The sequence below is a fragment of the Methylobacterium sp. Gmos3 genome, from assembly GCF_056430985.1.
This window is the reverse complement of record NZ_JBWJYL010000006.1, coordinates 153927-173006: the sequence shown is the minus strand read 5'-3', so window position 1 is coordinate 173006 and position 19080 is coordinate 153927. Positions and strand designations below refer to the sequence as shown.

14 protein-coding genes and 1 pseudogene are annotated in these 19080 nt (G+C 68.9%); 10 read left to right on the top strand and 5 right to left on the bottom strand.

Annotation, left to right across the window (positions count from 1 at the left end; all coding sequences use genetic code 11):
* Positions 1–77: 77 nt before the first annotated feature.
* The 5 genes and pseudogenes from ACS5Q7_RS13935 to ACS5Q7_RS13915 all read left to right on the top strand — a co-directional run.
* Positions 78–323: pseudogene (locus ACS5Q7_RS13935) on the top strand (GcrA family cell cycle regulator); the annotation flags it as partial.
* Positions 324–384: 61 nt separating this feature from the next.
* Positions 385–987, top strand: a complete 603-nt coding sequence (locus ACS5Q7_RS13930) for a nitroreductase family protein (protein WP_478339898.1) — start codon at positions 385–387, stop codon at positions 985–987.
* An 82-nt stretch (positions 988–1069) separates the two neighbouring features.
* Positions 1070–1792 (top strand): SHOCT domain-containing protein, encoded by a 723-nt coding sequence (locus tag ACS5Q7_RS13925; RefSeq protein WP_478340132.1) that lies wholly within the window; start codon positions 1070–1072, stop codon positions 1790–1792.
* A 111-nt stretch (positions 1793–1903) separates the two neighbouring features.
* A complete protein-coding gene (locus tag ACS5Q7_RS13920) occupies positions 1904–2527 on the top strand; it encodes a DUF433 domain-containing protein (protein WP_478339897.1) in 624 nt (207 codons plus the stop codon).
* Positions 2524–2916 carry a PIN-like domain-containing protein gene (locus tag ACS5Q7_RS13915; RefSeq protein WP_478339896.1) on the top strand — a complete coding sequence of 131 codons (393 nt, stop codon included), beginning with the start codon at positions 2524–2526 and terminating at the stop codon, positions 2914–2916. Before ACS5Q7_RS13920 ends, ACS5Q7_RS13915 begins: the two co-directional genes overlap by 4 nt.
* Before the next feature lie 6 nt (positions 2917–2922).
* Here the strand turns inward: ACS5Q7_RS13915 and ACS5Q7_RS13910 are convergent, their stop codons facing one another.
* Positions 2923–3951, bottom strand: coding sequence for a KpsF/GutQ family sugar-phosphate isomerase (locus ACS5Q7_RS13910; protein ID WP_478339895.1), 1029 nt, complete (start codon positions 3949–3951; stop codon positions 2923–2925).
* A 144-nt stretch (positions 3952–4095) separates the two neighbouring features.
* On the opposite strand from ACS5Q7_RS13910, the gene ACS5Q7_RS13905 reads away from it, so the two are divergent.
* The gene (locus tag ACS5Q7_RS13905; protein ID WP_478339894.1) at positions 4096–5529 is read left to right on the top strand and encodes an FAD-linked oxidase C-terminal domain-containing protein; all 1434 of its coding nucleotides are present in this window, start codon (positions 4096–4098) and stop codon (positions 5527–5529) included.
* A 79-nt stretch (positions 5530–5608) separates the two neighbouring features.
* Here the strand turns inward: ACS5Q7_RS13905 and ACS5Q7_RS13900 are convergent, their stop codons facing one another.
* From ACS5Q7_RS13900 to ACS5Q7_RS13885, 4 genes are all read right to left on the bottom strand, one after another.
* Complete coding sequence (locus ACS5Q7_RS13900) at positions 5609–6151, bottom strand: Ros/MucR family transcriptional regulator (RefSeq protein WP_478339893.1); 543 nt, start codon at positions 6149–6151, stop codon at positions 5609–5611.
* Positions 6152–6553: 402 nt separating this feature from the next.
* On the bottom strand, positions 6554–7693 hold the full coding sequence (locus tag ACS5Q7_RS13895) for an ABC transporter permease (protein WP_478339892.1): 1140 nt from the start codon (positions 7691–7693) through the stop codon (positions 6554–6556).
* A 52-nt stretch (positions 7694–7745) separates the two neighbouring features.
* A complete protein-coding gene (locus ACS5Q7_RS13890) occupies positions 7746–8294 on the bottom strand; it encodes a DUF4112 domain-containing protein (protein WP_478339891.1) in 549 nt (182 codons plus the stop codon).
* A 48-nt stretch (positions 8295–8342) separates the two neighbouring features.
* A complete protein-coding gene (locus ACS5Q7_RS13885; protein ID WP_478339890.1) occupies positions 8343–9497 on the bottom strand; it encodes an aminotransferase in 1155 nt (384 codons plus the stop codon).
* Positions 9498–10074: 577 nt separating this feature from the next.
* On the opposite strand from ACS5Q7_RS13885, the gene ACS5Q7_RS13880 reads away from it, so the two are divergent.
* The 4 genes from ACS5Q7_RS13880 (at position 10075) to ACS5Q7_RS13865 (ending at position 18935) form a co-directional block, all read left to right on the top strand.
* A complete protein-coding gene (locus tag ACS5Q7_RS13880) occupies positions 10075–11457 on the top strand; it encodes an MdtA/MuxA family multidrug efflux RND transporter periplasmic adaptor subunit (protein WP_478339889.1) in 1383 nt (460 codons plus the stop codon).
* A 232-nt stretch (positions 11458–11689) separates the two neighbouring features.
* The gene (locus ACS5Q7_RS13875; RefSeq protein WP_478339888.1) at positions 11690–14812 is read left to right on the top strand and encodes an MdtB/MuxB family multidrug efflux RND transporter permease subunit; all 3123 of its coding nucleotides are present in this window, start codon (positions 11690–11692) and stop codon (positions 14810–14812) included.
* Positions 14809–15498: an endonuclease domain-containing protein gene (locus ACS5Q7_RS13870; protein WP_478339887.1), complete on the top strand. Its 690-nt coding sequence runs from the start codon at positions 14809–14811 to the stop codon at positions 15496–15498. Before ACS5Q7_RS13875 ends, ACS5Q7_RS13870 begins: the two co-directional genes overlap by 4 nt.
* Entirely contained in the window at positions 15495–18935 is a 3441-nt protein-coding gene (locus tag ACS5Q7_RS13865) for an efflux RND transporter permease subunit (protein WP_478339886.1), read from the top strand. The genes ACS5Q7_RS13870 and ACS5Q7_RS13865 overlap by 4 nt, the downstream gene beginning before the upstream one ends.
* Positions 18936–19080: the final 145 nt, after the last annotated feature.

Below are 19080 nucleotides of genomic sequence, written 5' to 3'. Positions count from 1 at the left end.
AGTGGGTGCCTCTCCTCGCGCGGCCGTAGGGCGTTTCACTTCCGCACTTCAGAGAGGCGACCCGGGCGGTCGCCGTCAGGACACGACCGATGAACCAACTCGTCCGCATGTCGCAGATCGGGGACGCCGAGAGCATCAAGGAGCCCTCGGCCGACCTGCGCGTGCCCTTCGCCCAGTCCGGCGCCTTCGTGTGCAAGTACATCATCGGCGAGCCGAGCGATCAGGCGATCTGCTGCGGCGCGCCCGTGCAGGACGGCAAGAGCTGGTGCGCGTTCCACCGCCGCATCGTGTTCGAGCCGGCCCGCCCCGGCCGGATCCGCTGATTGCATCGCAGCGATTGCTTCGCGGGGCGCCCCTCGGGCATGGTCGGCCGCCATTGCGGAGATGCTGACCTTGACCGAGCCTCGTAAGCCCGACCACGCGATCGACCCCCTCTTCATCGAGCGGCACTCGCCCCGGGCCTTCACCGGAGAAGCGGTGCCGGAAGCCGAGCTGATGCGGATGATCGAGGCGGCCCGCTGGTCGCCCTCGGGCTACAATTCCCAGCCCTGGCGCTTCCTCTACGCCCTGCGCGGCGACGGGAACTGGCAGACCTTCTTCGACCTCCTCGTGCCCGGCAACCAGAAATGGGTGGCCGATACGGGGGCGATCCTGTTCCTCGTCTCCAACGCCCGGATGCGGGTGGGCGACGAGTTGAAGCCCTCCTACAGCCACTCCTTCGACACCGGCGCGGCCTCGCTCGCCTTCCAGCTCCAGGCGATTCGCCAGGGCTGGCACGCCCACGGCATGACCGGGTTCGATCATGCCCGCGCGCCGGAGGTGCTGCGCCTGCCGGAGCATCACCGGATCGAGGCGGCCTTCGCCGTGGGCCGCAAGACGGCGACCGCCGACCTCACCGAGGAGCAGCGCCCCCGCGAGGCGCCGAACGGGCGCCGGCCGATCACGGATTTCGTGATCGCGGGGGCCTTTCCCGCCGACGCCGACTGAGCGAGGCTTCGCGGTCCCCGGGGCCGGTCTCGTGTCTGTCCTATCCTTCCTCAAGAACCTTCTGGGTGCGGCCATGGCGCGGATGGACGAGACCGAATCGGCTGCGGCGACGGGCTTCATCGACGGGGGCGGGGTCGATCACGTCACCGGCCTGCAGACGATCGCGGACCGGCACGGGGTGAGCCTCGACGCGGTGCGCCATCTCGTGCGGGCGCTGGAGCGCGGTCACGGCCGGATGGCCCAGTTCGACCATCCGGATCTCGGCGGCATGGGCCAGTGGAGCGCGGGCGGCATGACCATGGTCGGCCGCATGTTCGACGATGGCTTGCGGGCGCGGGTGTCCGCGCTCTGCACCGAACTCGCCGGCACCCTGCCGGCGGAGGGCTTCGCGTCCGCAGCGGCCGCGCAGGCGTGGTGGCCCGGCGATCTCGGCCACCCGTCCGCGACGGGCTCGCAGAACGGGATGCGCTACGCGTATTTCCCCGGCAGCCGGCGGCTCGCGGTGGAGGAAGCCTCGGGCGTCGTCGTCTACGACACGGGCGAGCACGACATTTCCGGCGTCTCGCAAGCGAACGGCGTGCTCCGCTTCACCGGCTCGGCCGGTCCCATCGCCCTCGAGACGCTGAAACGCATCGGCGCGGAGGCCCCGGAGCCGAAGCCCGCGACACCGGAGCCGGAAACCGTGAAGGGTTCCGGCGGCGATGTCCTCGCCACGATCGAGCGGCTGGCGGATCTCCACACCCGCGGCGTGCTCACCGCGGAGGAGTTCCAGGCCAAGAAGGCGGAGTTGCTGGCGCGGCTCTGATTGCTAGGATATCCGCGCGATATGTCACCGCGTTCGATCATTCCGGCCCTAGAGGTCCCCGCGCTCGGGATCGGTTGCTACACCGTCCCAGAGGCCGCGCGACTGCTTCACATGCCGGCCAGGAACATCAATCGCTGGCTCGGCGGCTATGCATACAGGTCCGGCGGCCAGCCCCGACGGATGCCGCCGCTGTGGAAGCCGGAACTGCCGGCGAATGACGACAAGCTCGAGCTCGGCTTTCGCGATCTCATCGAGTTGCGCTTCATCCAGGCATTCATGCGCGAGAACGTCGATCTCCGCGTGATCCGAGCTTGTCTTGCCGCGGCACGCGAGGCCGTGGACGATCCACGCCCGTTCTCGACCAGACGCTTCAAGACGGACGGGCGGACCATCTTCCTCGATAGCCTCAAGGCGGATGGGGCGAGTGAGGTGCTCGATCTCAAGCGGGGTCAGTACGTCATCAAGGCCGTGCTGGAGCAGACGTTTCGCGACCTCGATCTCGACGGCGAGGTGGTCACCCGTTGGCGGCCCTATCAGGGAAAGGCCACGATCGTCATCGACCCCGAGCGTGCCTTCGGCCAGCCCATCGCGACTGAGGCCGGGGTGCCGACAGTCACCTTGGCCGAGGCCGTGAAAGCGGAAGGATCAGTCGAGCGTGTGGCCCGCCTCTACGAGGTCCCGCCCGCCGTCGTCCGCGATGCCGTGCGGTTCGAAGACTCCCTGCACGCCGCGTGAAGGTGATCGTCGACGAGAATCTTCCGCCTGCCCTCGCCCGTGCACTCCATGCCTTGTTCGCGGACGAACACGAGATCACTCATATCCGCTCACGCTTCGGGCCGGGCGTCACCGATCTTCAGTGGATCACCACGCTGAGCCGCGAGGGGCGCTGGATCGTACTGTCGGGAGATCGCCGCATCCGGCGCAACAAGGCCGAGTTCAACGCCTTCCGCGCCTCCCGGCTGATCGGCTTCTTCCTGTCTGCCGGCCTCACGAAGGCGCCTCTGGTCAAGCAGGCCGAACGCATCCTCGCCCTCTGGAGCGGCATCGAGACGTTCGCGGACCGGGCGCAGCCCGGCTCCATGTTCGAATTGCCGATGACCAGTAGCCGGATCGGGACGCTCTAACGCCCCTCAGGCGATGCCGGCGCGGAGCAGGTCGTGGACGTGCACGATGCCGACCGGCCTGCCGTCCGACACGGCGAAGACCGCCGTGATGAGGCGGCGGTTCATCAGTTCGAGCGCTGCATGGGCGAGCTTGTGCGGCTCGAGGGTGATCGGGTCGCGGGTCATCACCCGGTGGACCGGCGTCGCGAGGATCGCCGGGCCCATGTGGCGGCGCAGGTCGCCGTCCGTGACGATGCCCACGAGCCGACCGTCCGGGCCGGTGACGCCGACGCAGCCGTAGCGGCGGGCGGCCATCTCGATCAGCACCTCGGACATCAGCGCGTCCTCGTGCACGAGGGGCATCTCGGCGCCGCCATGCATCAGGTGCTGCACCGTCTTCAGCCGGGCGGCGAGGGTGCCGCCAGGGTGGAGGGTGTGGAAGCGCGCCGAGGTGAAGCCGCGCCGCTCCAGGAGCGTCACCGCCAGGGCATCGCCCAGGGCCAGCTGGATCAGGCTCGACGAGGTCGGGGCGAGGTCGTGCGGGCAGGATTCGCGCACGCGCGGCAGTTCGAGCACCACGTCGGCGGCCTTGCCGAGCGTGCTCGCGGCGTTGCGCGTCACCGCGATCAGGGGAATCGAGTAGCGCCGGGAGAAGCCGACGAGATCGGACAGCTCCGCCGTCTCGCCCGACCACGACAGGGCGAGGATCACGTCGTCGCGGGCGATCATGCCGAGGTCGCCGTGGCTCGCCTCGGTCGGGTGGACGAAGAAGGCATGGGTGCCGGTGGAGGCGAGCGTCGCCGCGAGCTTGCGCCCGACATGGCCGCTCTTGCCGATGCCGCTCACGATCACCCGGCCCTCGGTGCCGAGGATCGTCTCCACCGCGCGCTCGAAGGCTTCGCCCAGCGGGCCGTCGAAGGCGGCGGTGACTTCCTGCAGGGCGCTGATGCCGAGGTTGAGGCTGCGAAGGCCCAGTTCGCGTGCGCCCTCCGCGTCGCGGGCGACGGCGGGGTCGAAGGCTTCGTCGAAGAGGGCGGGCGCGGCCGAGGGCGTCATGGCGTTCCGGTACGGTTCGTTGGCTGCGACGCTTAAGGTCGCCCCATGGCCGGATTGTGACCCGGCTACCACCGTTGCCCCGCCCCCCGGCGGAGGTGCATGATACGGTGAACGCCAGACCACCTCGCGCACCGAGGGACTCCCATGACCATCCGCTTCCCCGACCCCGATCCCGCGATCCTCGCGCGGCGGGACGACATCATCGCCGGCCTCGCGCCCCTCGTCGCGCCGGAGGCGCTGATCACCTCCGAGGACGAGCGCCGCGCCTTCGAGACGGATGGACTCACCGCCTACCGCCAGATGCCGCTCGCCGTCGTGCTCCCCTCGACCACCGAGGAGGTCTCGAAGGTGATGGCCTATTGCCACGCCAACGGCGTCCGGGTCGTGCCGCGCGGAGCGGGCACGTCGCTCGCGGGCGGGGCGATCGCGCAGGGCGACGCGATCATCCTCGGCACCGCCAAGATGACGAAGATCCTCGATATCGACTTCGCCGACCGGGTGGCGCGCGTGCAGAGCGGCATCACCAACCTCGCGATCTCGGGCGCCGTGTCGCACGAGGGGTTCTTCTACGCCCCCGACCCGTCGAGCCAGCTCGCCTGCACCATCGCCGGCAACATCGCCATGAATTCCGGCGGTGCCCATTGCCTGAAATACGGCGTGACGACCAACAACCTCATGGGCGTCACCCTGGTGATGAACGACGGCACCGTGGTCGAGCTCGGCGGCGACCATCTCGACGCGGCGGGCTACGATCTGCTCGGCCTCGTCTGCGGCTCGGAGGGGCAGCTCGGCATCGTCACCGAGGCGAGCGTGCGCATCCTGCGCGCCGCCGAGGGCGCGCGGCCGGTCCTCGTCGGCTTCTCGAAGGTGGAGGATGCGGGGGATTGCGTCGCCGCGATCATCGCCGCCGGCATCATCCCCGTGGCCATCGAATACATGGACCGCAACGCGATCCTCATCACCGAGGATTTCGCGAAGGCCGGCTATCCCCGCGACGCCGAGGCGATGCTCATCATCGAGGTCGAGGGCTCGCAGGCCGAGTGCGACGCGACGCTCGCGCGGATCGAGGCCATCGCCGCCGATTTCCGGCCGACCAGCATCCGCGTCTCCCGCTCCGAGGCGGAATCGGCCGCCATCTGGAAGGGGCGCAAGTCGGCCTTCGGCGCCACGGGCCGCATCTCCGACTACATCTGCATGGACGGCACCATCCCCACCGGGCAGCTCGGGCCGGTGCTGGAGCGGATCGAGGCGATCTGCGCGGGCCACGGCCTGCGGGTCGCCAACGTGTTCCATGCCGGCGACGGCAACCTGCACCCGCTGATCCTGTTCGACATCAACACGCCCGGCGAATTGCAGAAGGCCGAGGCGGCGGGCGACGAGATCCTGAAGCTCTGCGTCGAGGTCGGCGGCTGCCTCACGGGCGAGCACGGCGTCGGCATCGAGAAGCGCGACCTGATGCGCTTCCAATATGCTCAGGAGGACCTCGAGCAGCAGATGCGGGTCAAGGCGGTGTTCGACCCCGATTGGATGATGAACCCCGCCAAGGTGTTCCCCCTCGACGGGCGGATCGCCGCCTGAGGCGGGCCGGAACGTTCAACGGCGACGCAACCAGGAATTGTTGCGTCGCCGAACGGCCGGTCGAAGTTTCCTTCAAGTATTACTCGGCGTCCGCCGTCTTGCGGCTGGAGCGGGTCTTGGCGGCGGCGGTCGCGGCCTTGCGGCGCCCGCGCGGAGCCGGAGCGGCATCCTCTTCCGCCTCGTCGATGACGTCGCCGCCCTGTCCCGAACGGCCGGGCTGGCCGAGGCCGAGGCTTTTCGCCAGGGCGGAACGCTGGGCCGAATAGTTCGCGGAAGTCGTGGGGTAGTCGGCCGGCAGGCCGTAACGCTCGCGATAGGTGTGCGGATCGAGCCCGTGCTTGGTCAGGTGGCGCTTCAGCGTCTTGTAGGACTTGCCATCGATGAAGCTGACCAGACCATCCGGGCGGATCGACTTGCGAACCTGAGCGGGGGTCGGCTTCTCGACGGTCTCGGACGTCTGGGCGACGGGACCGGAGGCGACCCTGTTCAGCGCCTCATGCACACTTGCAATCAGGGCCGGAAGCTCCGCCGTGGGCACGGAGTTGTTCGAGACATAAGCCGCGACGACGTCGACGGTGCGTTCGATGTAGTCCAACTGCGATGTCGGCGCGGTTTCTGACATCCTCGATACCCTCATTGGTTTTTTGATGAAATGGCCCCTCGGCGTCGAGTTATGAGGATCGCCGAAAAAAGCAAGGTGTTTTCCGAAGGTGACCTGTGATCGGTTGATAGTTTACGCACAGTTCCTTTGCGGGCCACGATGCCGGTGGGCTGGTGAATGAAAGATCCCACGTTTTATCACTCGCGCCGACGAGTTTATCATCCGATCGAAGCCGGAAGAGTTTTCTGCTGAGAAAAGAAAACGTTACCGGTGGCTGAAACCCGGCCCCGGCAGCCTGGAGATGTCGAATTAATCCACTAAAAGTTGTATCAATTGCACGCAATTGATCGCGGTCCGCCGGATCGGGGGGTAGGCCTTTCCTCCCCTGCGTCAATCTGGCTCATTCGCCGCAATGGAACGGGATCACGCGAAGGTTTTCCGGGGATCGAACGCGTCGCGCACGGCTTCGCCCGCGAAGACGAGGAGGCTCAGCATCGCGGCGATCACCACGAAGCCCGTCAGGCCGAGCCAGGGGGCGGTCAGATTGTCCTTGCCCTGGGCCAGGAGCTCGCCGAGCGAGGGCGAGCCGGGGGGCAGGCCGAAACCCAGGAAGTCGAGGGAGGTCAGCGTGGTGATCGAGCCGTTCAGGATGAACGGCATGAAGGTCAGCGTCGCGACCATCGCGTTGGGCAAGAGATGAACGCGCATGATGCGCACGTTCGACAGGCCGAGCGCCCGCGCGGCGCGCACGTACTCGAAGTTGCGTGCGCGCAGGAATTCGGCGCGGACCACGCTTACCAGCGCCACCCATGAGAACAGCAGCATGATGCCGAGCAGCACGAAGAAGCCGGGCGCGATGAAGGCCGAGATGATGATGATCAGGTAGAGGGTCGGAATCCCGCCCCAGACCTCGATGAAGCGCTGGAACGCCAGATCGACCCAGCCGCCGAAATAGCCCTGCACCGCCCCGGCGAGGACGCCGATCGCCGAGGAGACGGTGGCGAGGATCAGCCCGAACAGCACCGAGATGCGGAAGCCGTAGATGACGCGGGCGAGCACGTCGCGGGTGGTGTTGTCGGTGCCGAGCCAATGCCAGGGGATGTCGGCGCAGCCCGTGCCGCCGAGCCGCTCGGCCACCGGCTTGCACTGCGCGTCCGAGAGCATCCAAGTCGGCGGGGAGGGGGAGGGGGTCGGCAGGTTCTCGTTGATCGTGTCGTAGGAGAACGGGATCGGCGGCCAGATCGCCCAGCCATTCCCGGCGATCTCCTTGCGGATTTCCGGCGAACGGTAATCGGTGACGGCGAGGAAGCCGCCGAACTTCTCTTCCGGGTAATCGACCAGCACCGGCACCAGCCACTCGCCCTTGTAGGAGACGAGGAGCGGCTTGTCGTTGGCGATGAACTCCGCGAACAGGCTGACGACGAACAGCAGCGCGAAGATCACGAAGGACCAGTAGCCGAGCCGGTTCGCCCGGAAATTGGCGAGCCGCCGCCGGTTGAGGGGCGAGAGGCCCCCGCGGACCAGGGGCGCCTGGGCGCCGGGCATCGGGACGGCGTCGGTCATGCCCGGGACTTGCCGTCACGGGCGCCGTTGTCAAGGCGCGGCGCCCGCCCGCTCAGTCGGAGAGCCGGGTCGCGGTCCCCTCGATCTCGTTCGGCCGCACGCCGCCGTGCCGTTCCATCCAGCGTCGGAGCAGGCGGACGTTGCGGCGGTTCGCCTTGAACGCGGCATCGAAGATGTCGCCGGCCACCGGCACGGCGCCGATCACGCCGTCGAAGGCGACGTTCAGCGCCATCCGGCCGATCAGCCAGCGCGGCGCGCCGAGGCGGCGGGCCTCGTAGACGATGAAGGACGAGATCACCATGCCCGCCACGTCGCCGACGAGGGGCACGAGGCCGATCAGCGCGTCGAACCCGACCCGCCGGTTGATGCCGGGGATCACGAAGGCGCTGTCCATCAGGTGCGCCAGGGTTTCGAGCCGGGCAAGGCTCGCTTCGCGGCCCAGGTTTTCGCGGCCCGGGTCGAAGGCCGCGAAATCGGGCTCACCCCCGAGGGGGCGGGTCCGGGAGCCGGAGAACGATCCGGCCTGGTGCGGGAAATCCTGCCGGGGCGGGAAACCCTGTGAGGGCGGAAAACCCTGCGGAGGAATGCGTGCGCTCGACATCGTCATGAGCAACGATGTGGAAGCACCTCCGGTTGCGCGCAAGGAGTCTCACGCCGCGATTCGCGCGACCGCTCCCATGCGGTCGAGCGCCGCATCCAGCGTCGCATCGGCCTTGGCGAAGCAGAGGCGCACGAGGTGGCGCACCGCGCCATCGGGATAGAAGGCGCTGACGGGAATCGCGGCCACCCCATGCCGTGTCACCAGGGCCTCGCAGAAGGCGACGTCGTCGTGGTGGCCGAGGGGCGCGATGTCGATGTTGAGGAACCACGTCGCCGCCGCCGGCAGCACCGTGAAGCCACGCTCGGTCAGGCCCAGGGCGAGGCGGTCGCGGGAGCGGGCATAGCCCGCGCGCATCGCCGCGAACCACGGTTCCTCCTTGCCGAGTCCGAGGGCGACGGCGGCCTGGAGGTTCGGCGGCGTGGTGAAGGTGAGGAACTGGTGCGCCTTCGCCAGCACCCGCATCAGCCGGGCCTCGGCGGTGACGAAGCCGACCTTCCAACCGGTGAGCGAGAAGATCTTGCCGGCCGAGCCGATCTTCACCGTCCGCTCGCGCATCCCCGGAAGGGACATCAGCGGCACATGGCGGGCGCCGTCGAACACGATATGCTCCCACACCTCGTCGCACAGGGCGACGACATCGTGCCGGCAGCAGAGCGTCGCGAGTAGGTCGAGATCGTCCCGGCCGAACAGGGTCGCAGACGGGTTCAGGGGGTTGTTGAGGAGGACGAGCTTCGTCCGGTCGGAAAAGGCCTCGGCCAGGGCCGCCGCGTCGAGGCGGAAGGCGGGCGGCATCAGGTTGACGATCCGCGCCACGCCGCCGGCCCGGCGGACCAGGGGGAGGTAGGCGTCGTACATCGGCGCGAAGAGGATCACCTCGTCCCCCGGCTCGATCAACGCCAGCAGCGCCCCGGCCAGGGCCTCCGTGGCGCCCGAGGTCACCATCACCTCCGTCTCGGGGTCGAGGGTCAGGCCCTGATGCGCGGCGTAATGCGCGGCGATCGCCGTGCGTAGAGCGGGCAGGCCCATCATCGGCGGGTATTGGTTCGGGCCGTCGATCAGGGCGCGGGCGCCGGCCTCGCGGATGTCCGCCGGGCCGGGATCGTCGGGGAAGCCCTGGCCGAGATTCACCGCCCCATGCTCGCGGGCGAGCCGCGACATCGTCTCGAAGACGGTGGTGGGGAGCTCTGCGAAGACCGGATTCATGGCGCAGGCTCTAGCACGGTGCCCGGGCGCTTTCGAATGTGCGTTCGCGCACCGAGCACCTAACCGAACGCATCGGGACGGCTGACGATTGTTGACATTCATCAGCCGAGGAATAGGTTGGCGTCACGGCCAGGGCGATGCCCGTTACCGGCGGGGCTCTGCCCCCTCGCTCCGCCTTTCCCGCGGTGCGTCGCACCGGCCGCGTGTAGAGGGCCACCGGCTTGTCGGCCGGTGGCCCTTTCCGCATCCGGAGGCTATCGGTCGCGCCTTGCAGCGGGCTTGTCCTCCATGACGCGGTGTCTGTTCCTCGCCCTTCTCTTCACCGGCCTCGGTGTCGTCCTCAGGACGTCGCTCGTGCCGCTGCCAGTGGATGAGGCCTTTCGCGAGGTTCTGCGTTCCTATGGCGCTCCGGTCAGCAATACCTCCGAAACGTCGTCGCCCTAGTGCAGGCTCATTGGACGCCTAGTTCAGGGTTCGTCACCGGATCCATGCGACACCGATTCGAGGCGGCCCGGCTTTGGGGTCGCGCGGCGATCCTGCCGATAGGTGGCGTACCCGGAATGTGCTTGAGTCGGGAATGAACGAGAGTTCGCCGATCCGTACCGAGACCGCTCGTGCCTACGAGCCGGGGCCGATCCAGGCCCCCGTTCGCACGCGCCGTCGCTTCCGCCCCATCCGCTGGCTGGTGCTGCTGGTCGCCCTCGCGGCCATCGGCGCCATCGGGCACCGCTGGTACGATTCCCGCACCCAGACGGGCACCGAACAGGCCGCCGGGCAGACGGGCGGGCGCCATGCCGGCCGGCGCGGCGGCTCCGACATGCCCCAGGCGGTCGGCATCGCGCCGATCACGACGGGCGACATGCCGGTGGTGCTGCAGGGCCTCGGCACAGTGACGCCGCTCGCCACGGTGACGGTGAAATCGCAGATCAGCGGCTACCTCACGGAAGTGAAGTTCCGCGAGGGCCAGATGGTCAAGGCGGGCGATGCCCTCGCCCAGATCGATTCGCGCCCCTACGAGGCGCTGCTCGCGCAGTACCAGGGCCAGCTCGCCCGCGATCAGGCGCTGCTGCAGAACTCCAAGCTCGATTTCCAGCGCTACCAGACCCTGAACCGCCAGGATTCGATCTCGAAGCAGAACGTCGATACCCAGGCTGCGCTGGTGAAGCAGAACGAGGGCACCGTCGCCGCCGATCAGGCGCTGGTGGACCAGCAGAAGCTCAACATCGCCTACACGCACATCACCTCGCCGGTGGACGGGCGGGTCGGCCTGCGGCAGGTGGACCAGGGCAACTACATTTCCGCGGCCTCCACGGCGATCGTGGTGGTGACGCAGCTTCACCCGATCTCGGTGGTGTTCACCCTGCCGGAGGACGACGTCGCCCGCGTGATGCGCCGGGTGCGGGCGGGGGCGAGCCTCGCGGTGAAGGCCTACGACCGGGGCGATTCCCACGAGATCGCCACCGGCAAGCTCGACACGGTGGACAATCAGATCGACACGACCACCGGCACGGTGAAGCTGCGCGCCCTGTTCGACAACGGCGACGAGGAGCTGTTCCCGAACCAGTTCGTGAACGCCCGCCTCACCGTCGAGACGCTGCACGACGCCACCCTGGTGCCGAACGGCGGCATCCTCCAGGGCAGCCCCGGCGCCTACGTCTACCTGATGGACGGCGACGACAAGGTTTCGGTCCGGCCGATCAAGACCGGCGAGACGGACGGCATCCACACGGTGGTGCTCTCCGGCCTCAAGCCCGGCGACCGGGTGGTGACCGACGGCACCGACCGCCTCAAGGACGGCGCCAAGGTGCGCATCACCGAAGGGGCGCAGGCCTCGGCCGCCGGCGGCAAGGACGCCCTGGCCGCCGGCCCGCAGGCGCCGGGCGGCGACGCGGCCAAGGCGGCGACCGCCGAGGGCGCCCCCCAGCAGGGCGGTCACAGGCGCCACCGGCAGGCTCAGTGATGAACGGGTTTGGCATCCCCTCGCCCCGCCTGCGGGGAGAGGGCCGAGCCCCCCTTGCCGGGGGCGAGGCGAGGCGGCAGCCGGGGGTGAGGGGGCTTGGCCGCAGGAGCCTCATCCGGCGCCGACCCCTCACCATCGCCTGCCGGCTCGCTCAGCCGACGACAAGGTCGGCTGAGCCCTCTCCCCGCAAGCGGGGCGAGGGGATGCACGGTTCGCGTCGGGCGCTCCGGCCATGAACCCGTCCCGCCTCTTCATCCTGCGCCCGGTCGCCACCACGCTGCTGATGCTGGCGATCCTGATCGTCGGCGGGGTGTCGTACCTGAACCTGCCGGTCTCGGCCCTGCCGTCGGTCGATTACCCGACGATCCAGGTCCAGACCTTCTATCCCGGCGCCAGCCCCGAGGTGATGACCTCCTCCGTCACCGCGCCCCTGGAGCGGCAGTTCGGGCAGCTCGCCAACCTCAGCCAGATGACCTCGCAATCCTCAGCGGGTGCGTCGGTCATCACGCTCCAGTTCAACCTCGATCTCGCCCTCGACATCGCCGAGCAGCAGGTCCAGGCCGCGATCAACGCGGCGGGCAACCTCCTGCCCTCGGACCTGCCGGCGCCGCCGGTCTACGCCAAGGTGAACCCCGCCGACGCGCCGATCCTGACGCTGGCGCTCACCTCCAAGACCCTTCCGCTCACGCAGGTGCGCGACCTCTCCGAGACGCGCCTCGCGCAGAAGATCAGCCAGGTGGCCGGCGTCGGCCTCGTGAGCATCTCCGGCGGCCAGCGTCCGGCGGTGCGGGTGCGGTTCAACGCCCGCCAGCTCGCGGCCTACGGCCTCAACATCGACGACCTGCGCACGACGATCACCAACCTGAACGTCAACACGCCGAAGGGCACCATCGACGGGCCGAAGCAATCCTACGCCATCAACGCCAACGACCAGATCCGCGACCCGAAGGCTTACGATTCGGCGATCATCGCCTATCGCAACGGCGCGCCGGTGCGCCTGTCGGACGTCGCGGACGTGGTGGACGCGCCCGAGAACACCAAGCTCGGCGCCTGGGCCGACGAGACGCCCGCCGTCATCCTCAACATCCAGCGCCAGCCCGGCGCCAACGTCATCGCCACCGTCGATAAGATCAAGCAGCTGCTCCCGCAATTGCAGGCGAGCCTGCCCCAGGCGGTGGCGGTGGCCCCACTCACCGACCGCACCACGACGATCCGCGCCTCGGTGGAGGACGTGCAGTTCGAACTCGGGCTGGCCATCGCGCTGGTCGTGCTGGTGATCTTCCTGTTCCTGCGCAGTGTCTCGGCGACGCTGATCCCGAGCCTGTCGGTGCCGCTCTCGCTGGTCGGCGCCCTTTCGATCATGGACCTCTACGGCTTCTCCCTCGACAACCTGTCGCTGATGGCGCTCACCATCGCGACCGGCTTCGTCGTGGACGACGCCATCGTGGTGATCGAGAACATCGCCCGCCATGTCGAGGAGGGCGATACGCCCCTCGAAGCGGCCCTCAAGGGCAGCCGCGAGATCGGCTTCACCATCATCTCGCTCACCGTCTCGCTGATCGCGGTGCTGATCCCGCTGCTGTTCATGGGCGATGTGGTCGGCCGCCTGTTCCACGAGTTCGCGATCACGCTCGCGGCCACCATCGTCATTTCGGCGGTGGTCTCGCTGACGCTGGTGCCGATGCTCTGCGCCCGGCTCCTGAAGCACGTCCCCGCGGGGGTAGCCGTCCGGCGGGAGGGGCCCCTGGCGCGGATGGGCCGGCGAGCGACGGAGGGCACCATCGCCGCCTACGGCAGGGCGCTGCGGGTGGTGCTCGACCACCAGGGGGTTACGCTCCTCGTCACCCTCGGGACGGTGGCGCTCACCGCCTATCTGTTCGTGGTGATCCCGAAGGGCTTCTTCCCCGTGCAGGATACGGGGGTGATCCAGGGCATCACCCAGGCCGACCAGTCAGTCTCCTACGCCGCCATGGCCGAGCGGCAGCAGCGGCTCGCCGCGATCATCGTGAAGGACCCGGACGTCGCGAACCTGTCCTCCTTCATCGGCGTCGACGGCCAGAACGTCACGCTGAATTCCGGGCGGATGCTCATCAACCTCAAGCCCCGCGCGGAGCGCACCTCCAGCGCGAGCGAGATCATCCGGCGCCTCGGCGCGGCGACGAACGCGGAGCCCGGCATCCGGCTCTACATGCAGCCGGTCCAGGACCTGACCATCGACACCGCCGTCTCGGCGACGCAGTACCAGGTGATGCTGGAGAGCCCGAACCTCGAGGATTTCGAGACCTGGGTGCCCCGCTTCACCGAGGCGCTCGCCGCTTCGCCCGTGGTGGCGGACGTGACGAGCGACCACCAGGGCCAGGGGCTCGCCGCCTACGTCACCATCGACCGTCCGACGGCGGGCCGCTACGGCATCACGCCCGCGACCATCGACAACGCCCTCTACGACGCCTTCGGCCAGCGCATCATCTCGACCATCTTCACGCAGTCGAACCAGTACCGGGTGATCCTCGAGGCCGACCCGAACCTGCACAAGACGCTGGAGAGCCTGAACGGCATCTACCTGCCGTCCTCCACGGCGACGAACGGGCAGGTGCCGCTCTCCTCCGTGGCGCGGATCACCGAGAAGCGGGCGCCGCTGCTGATTTCGCATCTCGGCCAGTTCCCGGCCACCACCGTGTCGTTCAACCTCGCGCCGGGAGCGGCCCTGGGGCAGGCGGTGGAGGCGATCGACGCGGCCAAGGCGGCGATCAACCTGCCGCCCTCCTTCCGGGTGGTGCCGCAGGGCTCGGTCTTCGCCTTCCAGGCGGCGCTGGGGAACGAACTGTTCCTCGTGCTGGCGGCCATCGTCACCGTCTACATCGTGCTCGGCGTGCTCTACGAGAGCTTCATCCACCCGATCACCATTCTCTCGACCCTGCCCTCGGCGGGGATCGGGGCGTTGCTCGGGCTGATGCTGTTCGGGCTGTCCCTCGACATCATCGCGATCATCGGCATCGTGCTCCTGATCGGCATCGTGAAGAAGAACGCGATCATGATGATCGACTTCGCGCTCCAGGCCGAGCGCGAGGACGGCATGAGCCCACGCGACGCCATCGAGCAGGCGTGCCTTCTGCGCTTCCGGCCGATCCTGATGACGACGCTGGCGGCGCTGTTCGCGGCGGTGCCGCTGATCCTCGGCACGGGCGTCGGCTCGGAACTACGCCAGCCGCTCGGCATCTGCATCGCGGGCGGGTTGATCGTCAGCCAGGTGCTGACGCTGTTCACGACCCCGGTGATCTACCTCGCCTTCGACCGCCTGGAACGCCGCATCGCCGGCCGCGGCCCGGGGCTGGAGGGCGGGGAGGCGGTGCCGTGAGCGAGCGCGGCGATCTCCCTCCCCCCTCTGCGGGGGAGGGTACCCTGCGAAGCAGGGGGGGAGAGGGGAGCGCGGTTTCCGAACGAGACCCCGCCCGTCGCCGCTGCGCGCCGGTCTCGCCGCGACTTCGCGATTTTGCCAAGGACCAGCGTCGGCTGCGGACCAAGGCGGAAGACCAATTCTGGCAGCAAGTTCGTGCAGGCCGCTTTCATGGCGTCAAGTTTAGGCGGCAGGCCCCGATCCCGCCCTATATCGCCGACTTCCTCTGCGCCTCGGCGCGTCTGATCGTCGAACTCGATGGCGAGCCGCACGAGACGGAGGAGCGTCGCCAGCGCGATGCCAAACGCGATGAGTGGCTGAAGGCGCAGGGGTTCGACGTCCTGCGGTTTCCGAACGACCTCGTGCTGATGAACCTCGGGGCCGTGCTCGATAGGGTCGGAGCGGCTGTCGGGGCCCGGCTAGGGCGCGACCTCTCCGGCACCGTCGCTCCCCTCTCCCGACCCCTGCTGACGCAGGGGCCACCCTCCCCCGCAGAGGGGGGAGGGCATGTACGGGATGCGTTCAGTCAGGACCCCCTTGCCTCGCTCAAGCGCGGCGATCTCCCTCCCCCCTCTGCGGGGGAGGGTACCCTGCGCAGCAGGGGGGGAGAGGGGAGCGACGATGCCGTAGGGGGCGTTTCCCCGTGAACATCTCCGCCCCATTCATCCGGCGGCCGATCGCCACGACGCTGCTCACCATCGGCGTGCTGCTGGCGGGCGTGTTCGCGTTCCTGAAGCTGCCCGTCGCGCCGCTGCCGCAGATCGACTTCCCCGTCATCCTCGTCCAGGCGCAGATGGCCGGCGCCAGCCCCGAGACCATGGCGACCACTGTCGCCGCGCCGCTGGAACGGCGGCTCGGGGTCATCGCCGACGTCAACGAGATGACGTCCACGAGTTCGCTCGGCACGGTGCGCATCGTGCTGCTGTTCGGCCTGAACCGCGACATCGACGGCGCCGCCCGTGACGTGCAGGCCGCCATCAACGCCGCCCGCGCCGACCTGCCGACCGCCCTTCGCCAGAACCCGACCTACCGGAAGTTCAACCCCGCCGAGACGCCGATCATCATCCTCGGCATGACCTCGGACACGCTGACCCGCGGACAGGTCTACGATTCCGCCGCCACGGTCGTGCAGCAGAAGCTCTCGCAGCTGCCCGGCGTCGGCAATGTCGATGTCGGCGGCTCGTCCCTGCCGGCGGTGCGGGTGGAGCTCGATCCCACCGCCCTGTTCCACTACGGCATCGGGCTGGAGGGCATCCGCGCGGCGCTGGCCTCGGCCAACGCCAACTCGCCCAAGGGCGACATCGATGTCGGCAACCGGCGCTACCAGCTCTACGCCAACGACCAGGGCCGCAAGGCCGCCGACTACAAGGACATCGTCGTCGCCTACCGCAACGGCGCGGCGGTGAAGCTCACCGATGTCGGCCAAGTGCTCGACGGCGTCGAGGACAAGCGCAACCTCGGCATCGTCAACGGCAAGCCCGGCGTGCTGCTGTTCGTCTACAAGCAACCCGGCGCCAACGTCATCGACACGATCAACGGCGTGAAGGCGGCCCTGCCGCAGATCACCGCCGCGCTGCCCGGCGGCATCGACATCAAGCTCACCGGAGACCGCAGCCTCACCATCCGCGCCTCGCTGGAGGCGACGGAGGAGACGCTCCTCGTCGCGGTGGGCCTCGTGATCCTCGTGGTCTTCGCCTTCCTGCGCTCCGGCAGGGCGACGCTCATCCCCGCCGTGGCGGTGCCGATCTCCATCGTCGGCACCTTCTCGGCGATGTATCTGCTGAACTACTCCATCAACATCCTGTCGCTGATGGCGCTCATCATCGGCACCGGCTTCGTCGTGGACGATGCCATCGTCGTGCTGGAAAACATCCAGCGCCACATCGAGGAGGGGAAGCCCCGGTTCCAGGCGGCGCTGATCGGCGCGCGGGAGGTCGGCTTCACCGTCATCTCCATGAGCCTGTCGCTCATCGCCGTGTTCCTGCCGATCCTGCTGATGGGCGGCCTCGTCGGGCGCATCTTCCAGGAATTCGCCGTCACCCTGTCGCTGGCGATCCTGATCTCCCTCGTCCTGTCGCTGACTACGACGCCGATGATGTGCTCGCGGCTGCTCAAGCGCGAGGGGCATGGACCCGAGGGACCGCAGCGGCGCAACATCCTCGTCCGCGCGCTCGAGGGCGGGTTCGACGCGATGCTGTCGGGCTATGCCCGCACCCTCGAGATCGCCCTGCGCCACCCCCGCCTCGTGCTGCTGACGCTGCTGGCGACGGTGGGGCTGAACGTCTACCTCTACGTCATCGTGCCGAAGGGCTTCTTCCCCGAGCAGGATACCGGGCAGATGATGGGCGGCGTCCAGGCCGACCAGCGCATCTCCTTCCAGTCCATGGAGACGAAGCTCAAGCAGGCAACGCGGATCGTCGGCGCGGACCCGGCGGTCGAGAGCGTCGTCGGCTTCACCGGCGGGCGGGGCACCAACTCGGCCAACGTGTTCGTGGGGCTGAAGCCGCTGGGCGAGCGCGACGCGATGAGCACCGTCATGGGCCGCCTGCGCCCCAAGCTCGCGCAGGTGGCGGGCGCGCGGCTCTACGTCTTCCCCCGGCAGGACCTCCAGATGGGCGGGCGCCAGAGCTTCGCGCAGTACCAGTACACGCTGCAGGGCGACACGCCGGAGGAACTCTACGCCGCCGCGCCGAAGCTCGTCGCCGCGCTCCAGAAGGACCCGACCTTCTCCGACGTCACCTCCGACCAGCAGGAGGGCGGGCTGGAAAGCCGGGTGGTGATCGACCGGGCCACCGCCTTCCGCTACGGCATCACCCCCGACAAGATCGACCAGACGCTCTACGACGCCTTCGGCCAGCGGCAGGTCTCGACCATCTACAACCCGCTGAACCAGTACCACGTCGTGATGGAGATCGCGCCGCGCTACCTGGAGACGCCGGAGACGATCAAGCGGATCTACGTCTCGACCTCCGGCGGCAACGCCAAGGGCTCGGCCACCACCAACGCCGTCGCGGGCACCGTCGCGGCGGGGGGCACGGTGAACACCAACGCCTCGACCGGCACGAGCAGCCCCACCGCCGCCGCCACGACGACGTCCGGCGCGGCCTTGGGCACGGGGGCGGTCGGCAGCGGCACGGCCGGCGCGCTCGCCGCCGCCACGGCCGCGACCTCCACCGCCAGCACCGATGCCAGCACCAACGCGGCGGCCATCGCCTCCGATTCGGCGCGCAACGCCTCGTCCAACGCGCTGGCCGCCAGCAAGGGCGGCGCCTCGTCCAGCGCGCCGGTCTCCTCGGCCAAGGAGACGATGGTGCCGCTCTCGGCTTTCGCCCGGTTCGAGACCGGCAACGCCCCCGTGCAGATCAGCCACCAGGGCCTGTTCGTGGCGACGACGATCTCGTTCAACCTCGCGCCGGGCAAGAGCCTGTCGGATGCCACCGAGGCGATCGACAAGGCGATAGCGTCCTTACGCTTGCCCGCGAGCATCCACGGCGAGTATGCCGGCGCGGCCAAGAACTACGTGTCCTCCGCGTCTCGCCAGCCCCTCCTGATCCTCGCCGCGATCCTCGCCGTCTACGCGGTGCTCGGGATCCTCTACGAGAGCTTCGTGCACCCGCTCACCATCCTCTCGACTCTTCCCTCGGCCGGCGTCGGCGCGGTGCTGGCCCTGCTGGTGACGGGCACGGAGTTCACCATCATCGCCCTCATCGCCGTGTTCCTGCTGATCGGCATCGTGAAGAAGAACGCGATCATGATGGTCGACGTCGCCCTCGATGCGCAGCGCACCCGCGCCGCGAATCCGGTGGACGCGATCCGCGAGGCCTGCACCTTGCGCTTCCGACCGATCATGATGACGACGCTCGCTGCCCTGCTCGGCGCCGTGCCCCTCATCGCCTCGACCGGTGAGGGCGCGGAGCTGCGCCGGCCCCTGGGCATCGCCATCGTCGGCGGCCTGATCGTGAGCCAGATCCTGACCCTCTACACCACGCCCGTCGTCTACCTCTCCCTCGACCGCCTCCGGCAGCGCTGGCAGAACCGTCGCGGCCGGGCCGGCGGGGCGCTCCCCGTTCCGGCGGGGGAGTGATGCGGGTGTTTCGTTGGGACGACGCCGACGGTGCCGGGACGCACCCCCTCGCCCCGCGTGCGGGGAGAGGGCCGCGACACTCATCCCACCCTGCCCCTCATCCTGAGGTGCCCACGTCAGTGGGCCTCGAAGGAGGGCTCCAGGG

Excerpts from the sequence above, each read along its gene's own strand:
- ACS5Q7_RS13930 (WP_478339898.1), top strand. The coding sequence starts at position 385 with ATGCTGACCTTGACCGAGCCTCGTAAGCCCGACCACGCGATCGACCCC.
- ACS5Q7_RS13925 (WP_478340132.1), top strand. The coding sequence starts at position 1,070 with ATGGACGAGACCGAATCGGCTGCGGCGACGGGCTTCATCGACGGGGGC.
- ACS5Q7_RS13920 (WP_478339897.1), top strand. The coding sequence starts at position 1,904 with ATGCCGGCCAGGAACATCAATCGCTGGCTCGGCGGCTATGCATACAGG.
- ACS5Q7_RS13910 (WP_478339895.1), bottom strand. The coding sequence starts at position 3,951 with ATGACGCCCTCGGCCGCGCCCGCCCTCTTCGACGAAGCCTTCGACCCC.
- ACS5Q7_RS13905 (WP_478339894.1), top strand. The coding sequence starts at position 4,096 with ATGACCATCCGCTTCCCCGACCCCGATCCCGCGATCCTCGCGCGGCGG.
- ACS5Q7_RS13900 (WP_478339893.1), bottom strand. The coding sequence starts at position 6,151 with ATGTCAGAAACCGCGCCGACATCGCAGTTGGACTACATCGAACGCACC.
- ACS5Q7_RS13895 (WP_478339892.1), bottom strand. The coding sequence starts at position 7,693 with ATGACCGACGCCGTCCCGATGCCCGGCGCCCAGGCGCCCCTGGTCCGC.
- ACS5Q7_RS13890 (WP_478339891.1), bottom strand. The coding sequence starts at position 8,294 with ATGTCGAGCGCACGCATTCCTCCGCAGGGTTTTCCGCCCTCACAGGGT.
- ACS5Q7_RS13885 (WP_478339890.1), bottom strand. The coding sequence starts at position 9,497 with ATGAATCCGGTCTTCGCAGAGCTCCCCACCACCGTCTTCGAGACGATG.
- ACS5Q7_RS13880 (WP_478339889.1), top strand. The coding sequence starts at position 10,075 with ATGAACGAGAGTTCGCCGATCCGTACCGAGACCGCTCGTGCCTACGAG.
- ACS5Q7_RS13875 (WP_478339888.1), top strand. The coding sequence starts at position 11,690 with ATGAACCCGTCCCGCCTCTTCATCCTGCGCCCGGTCGCCACCACGCTG.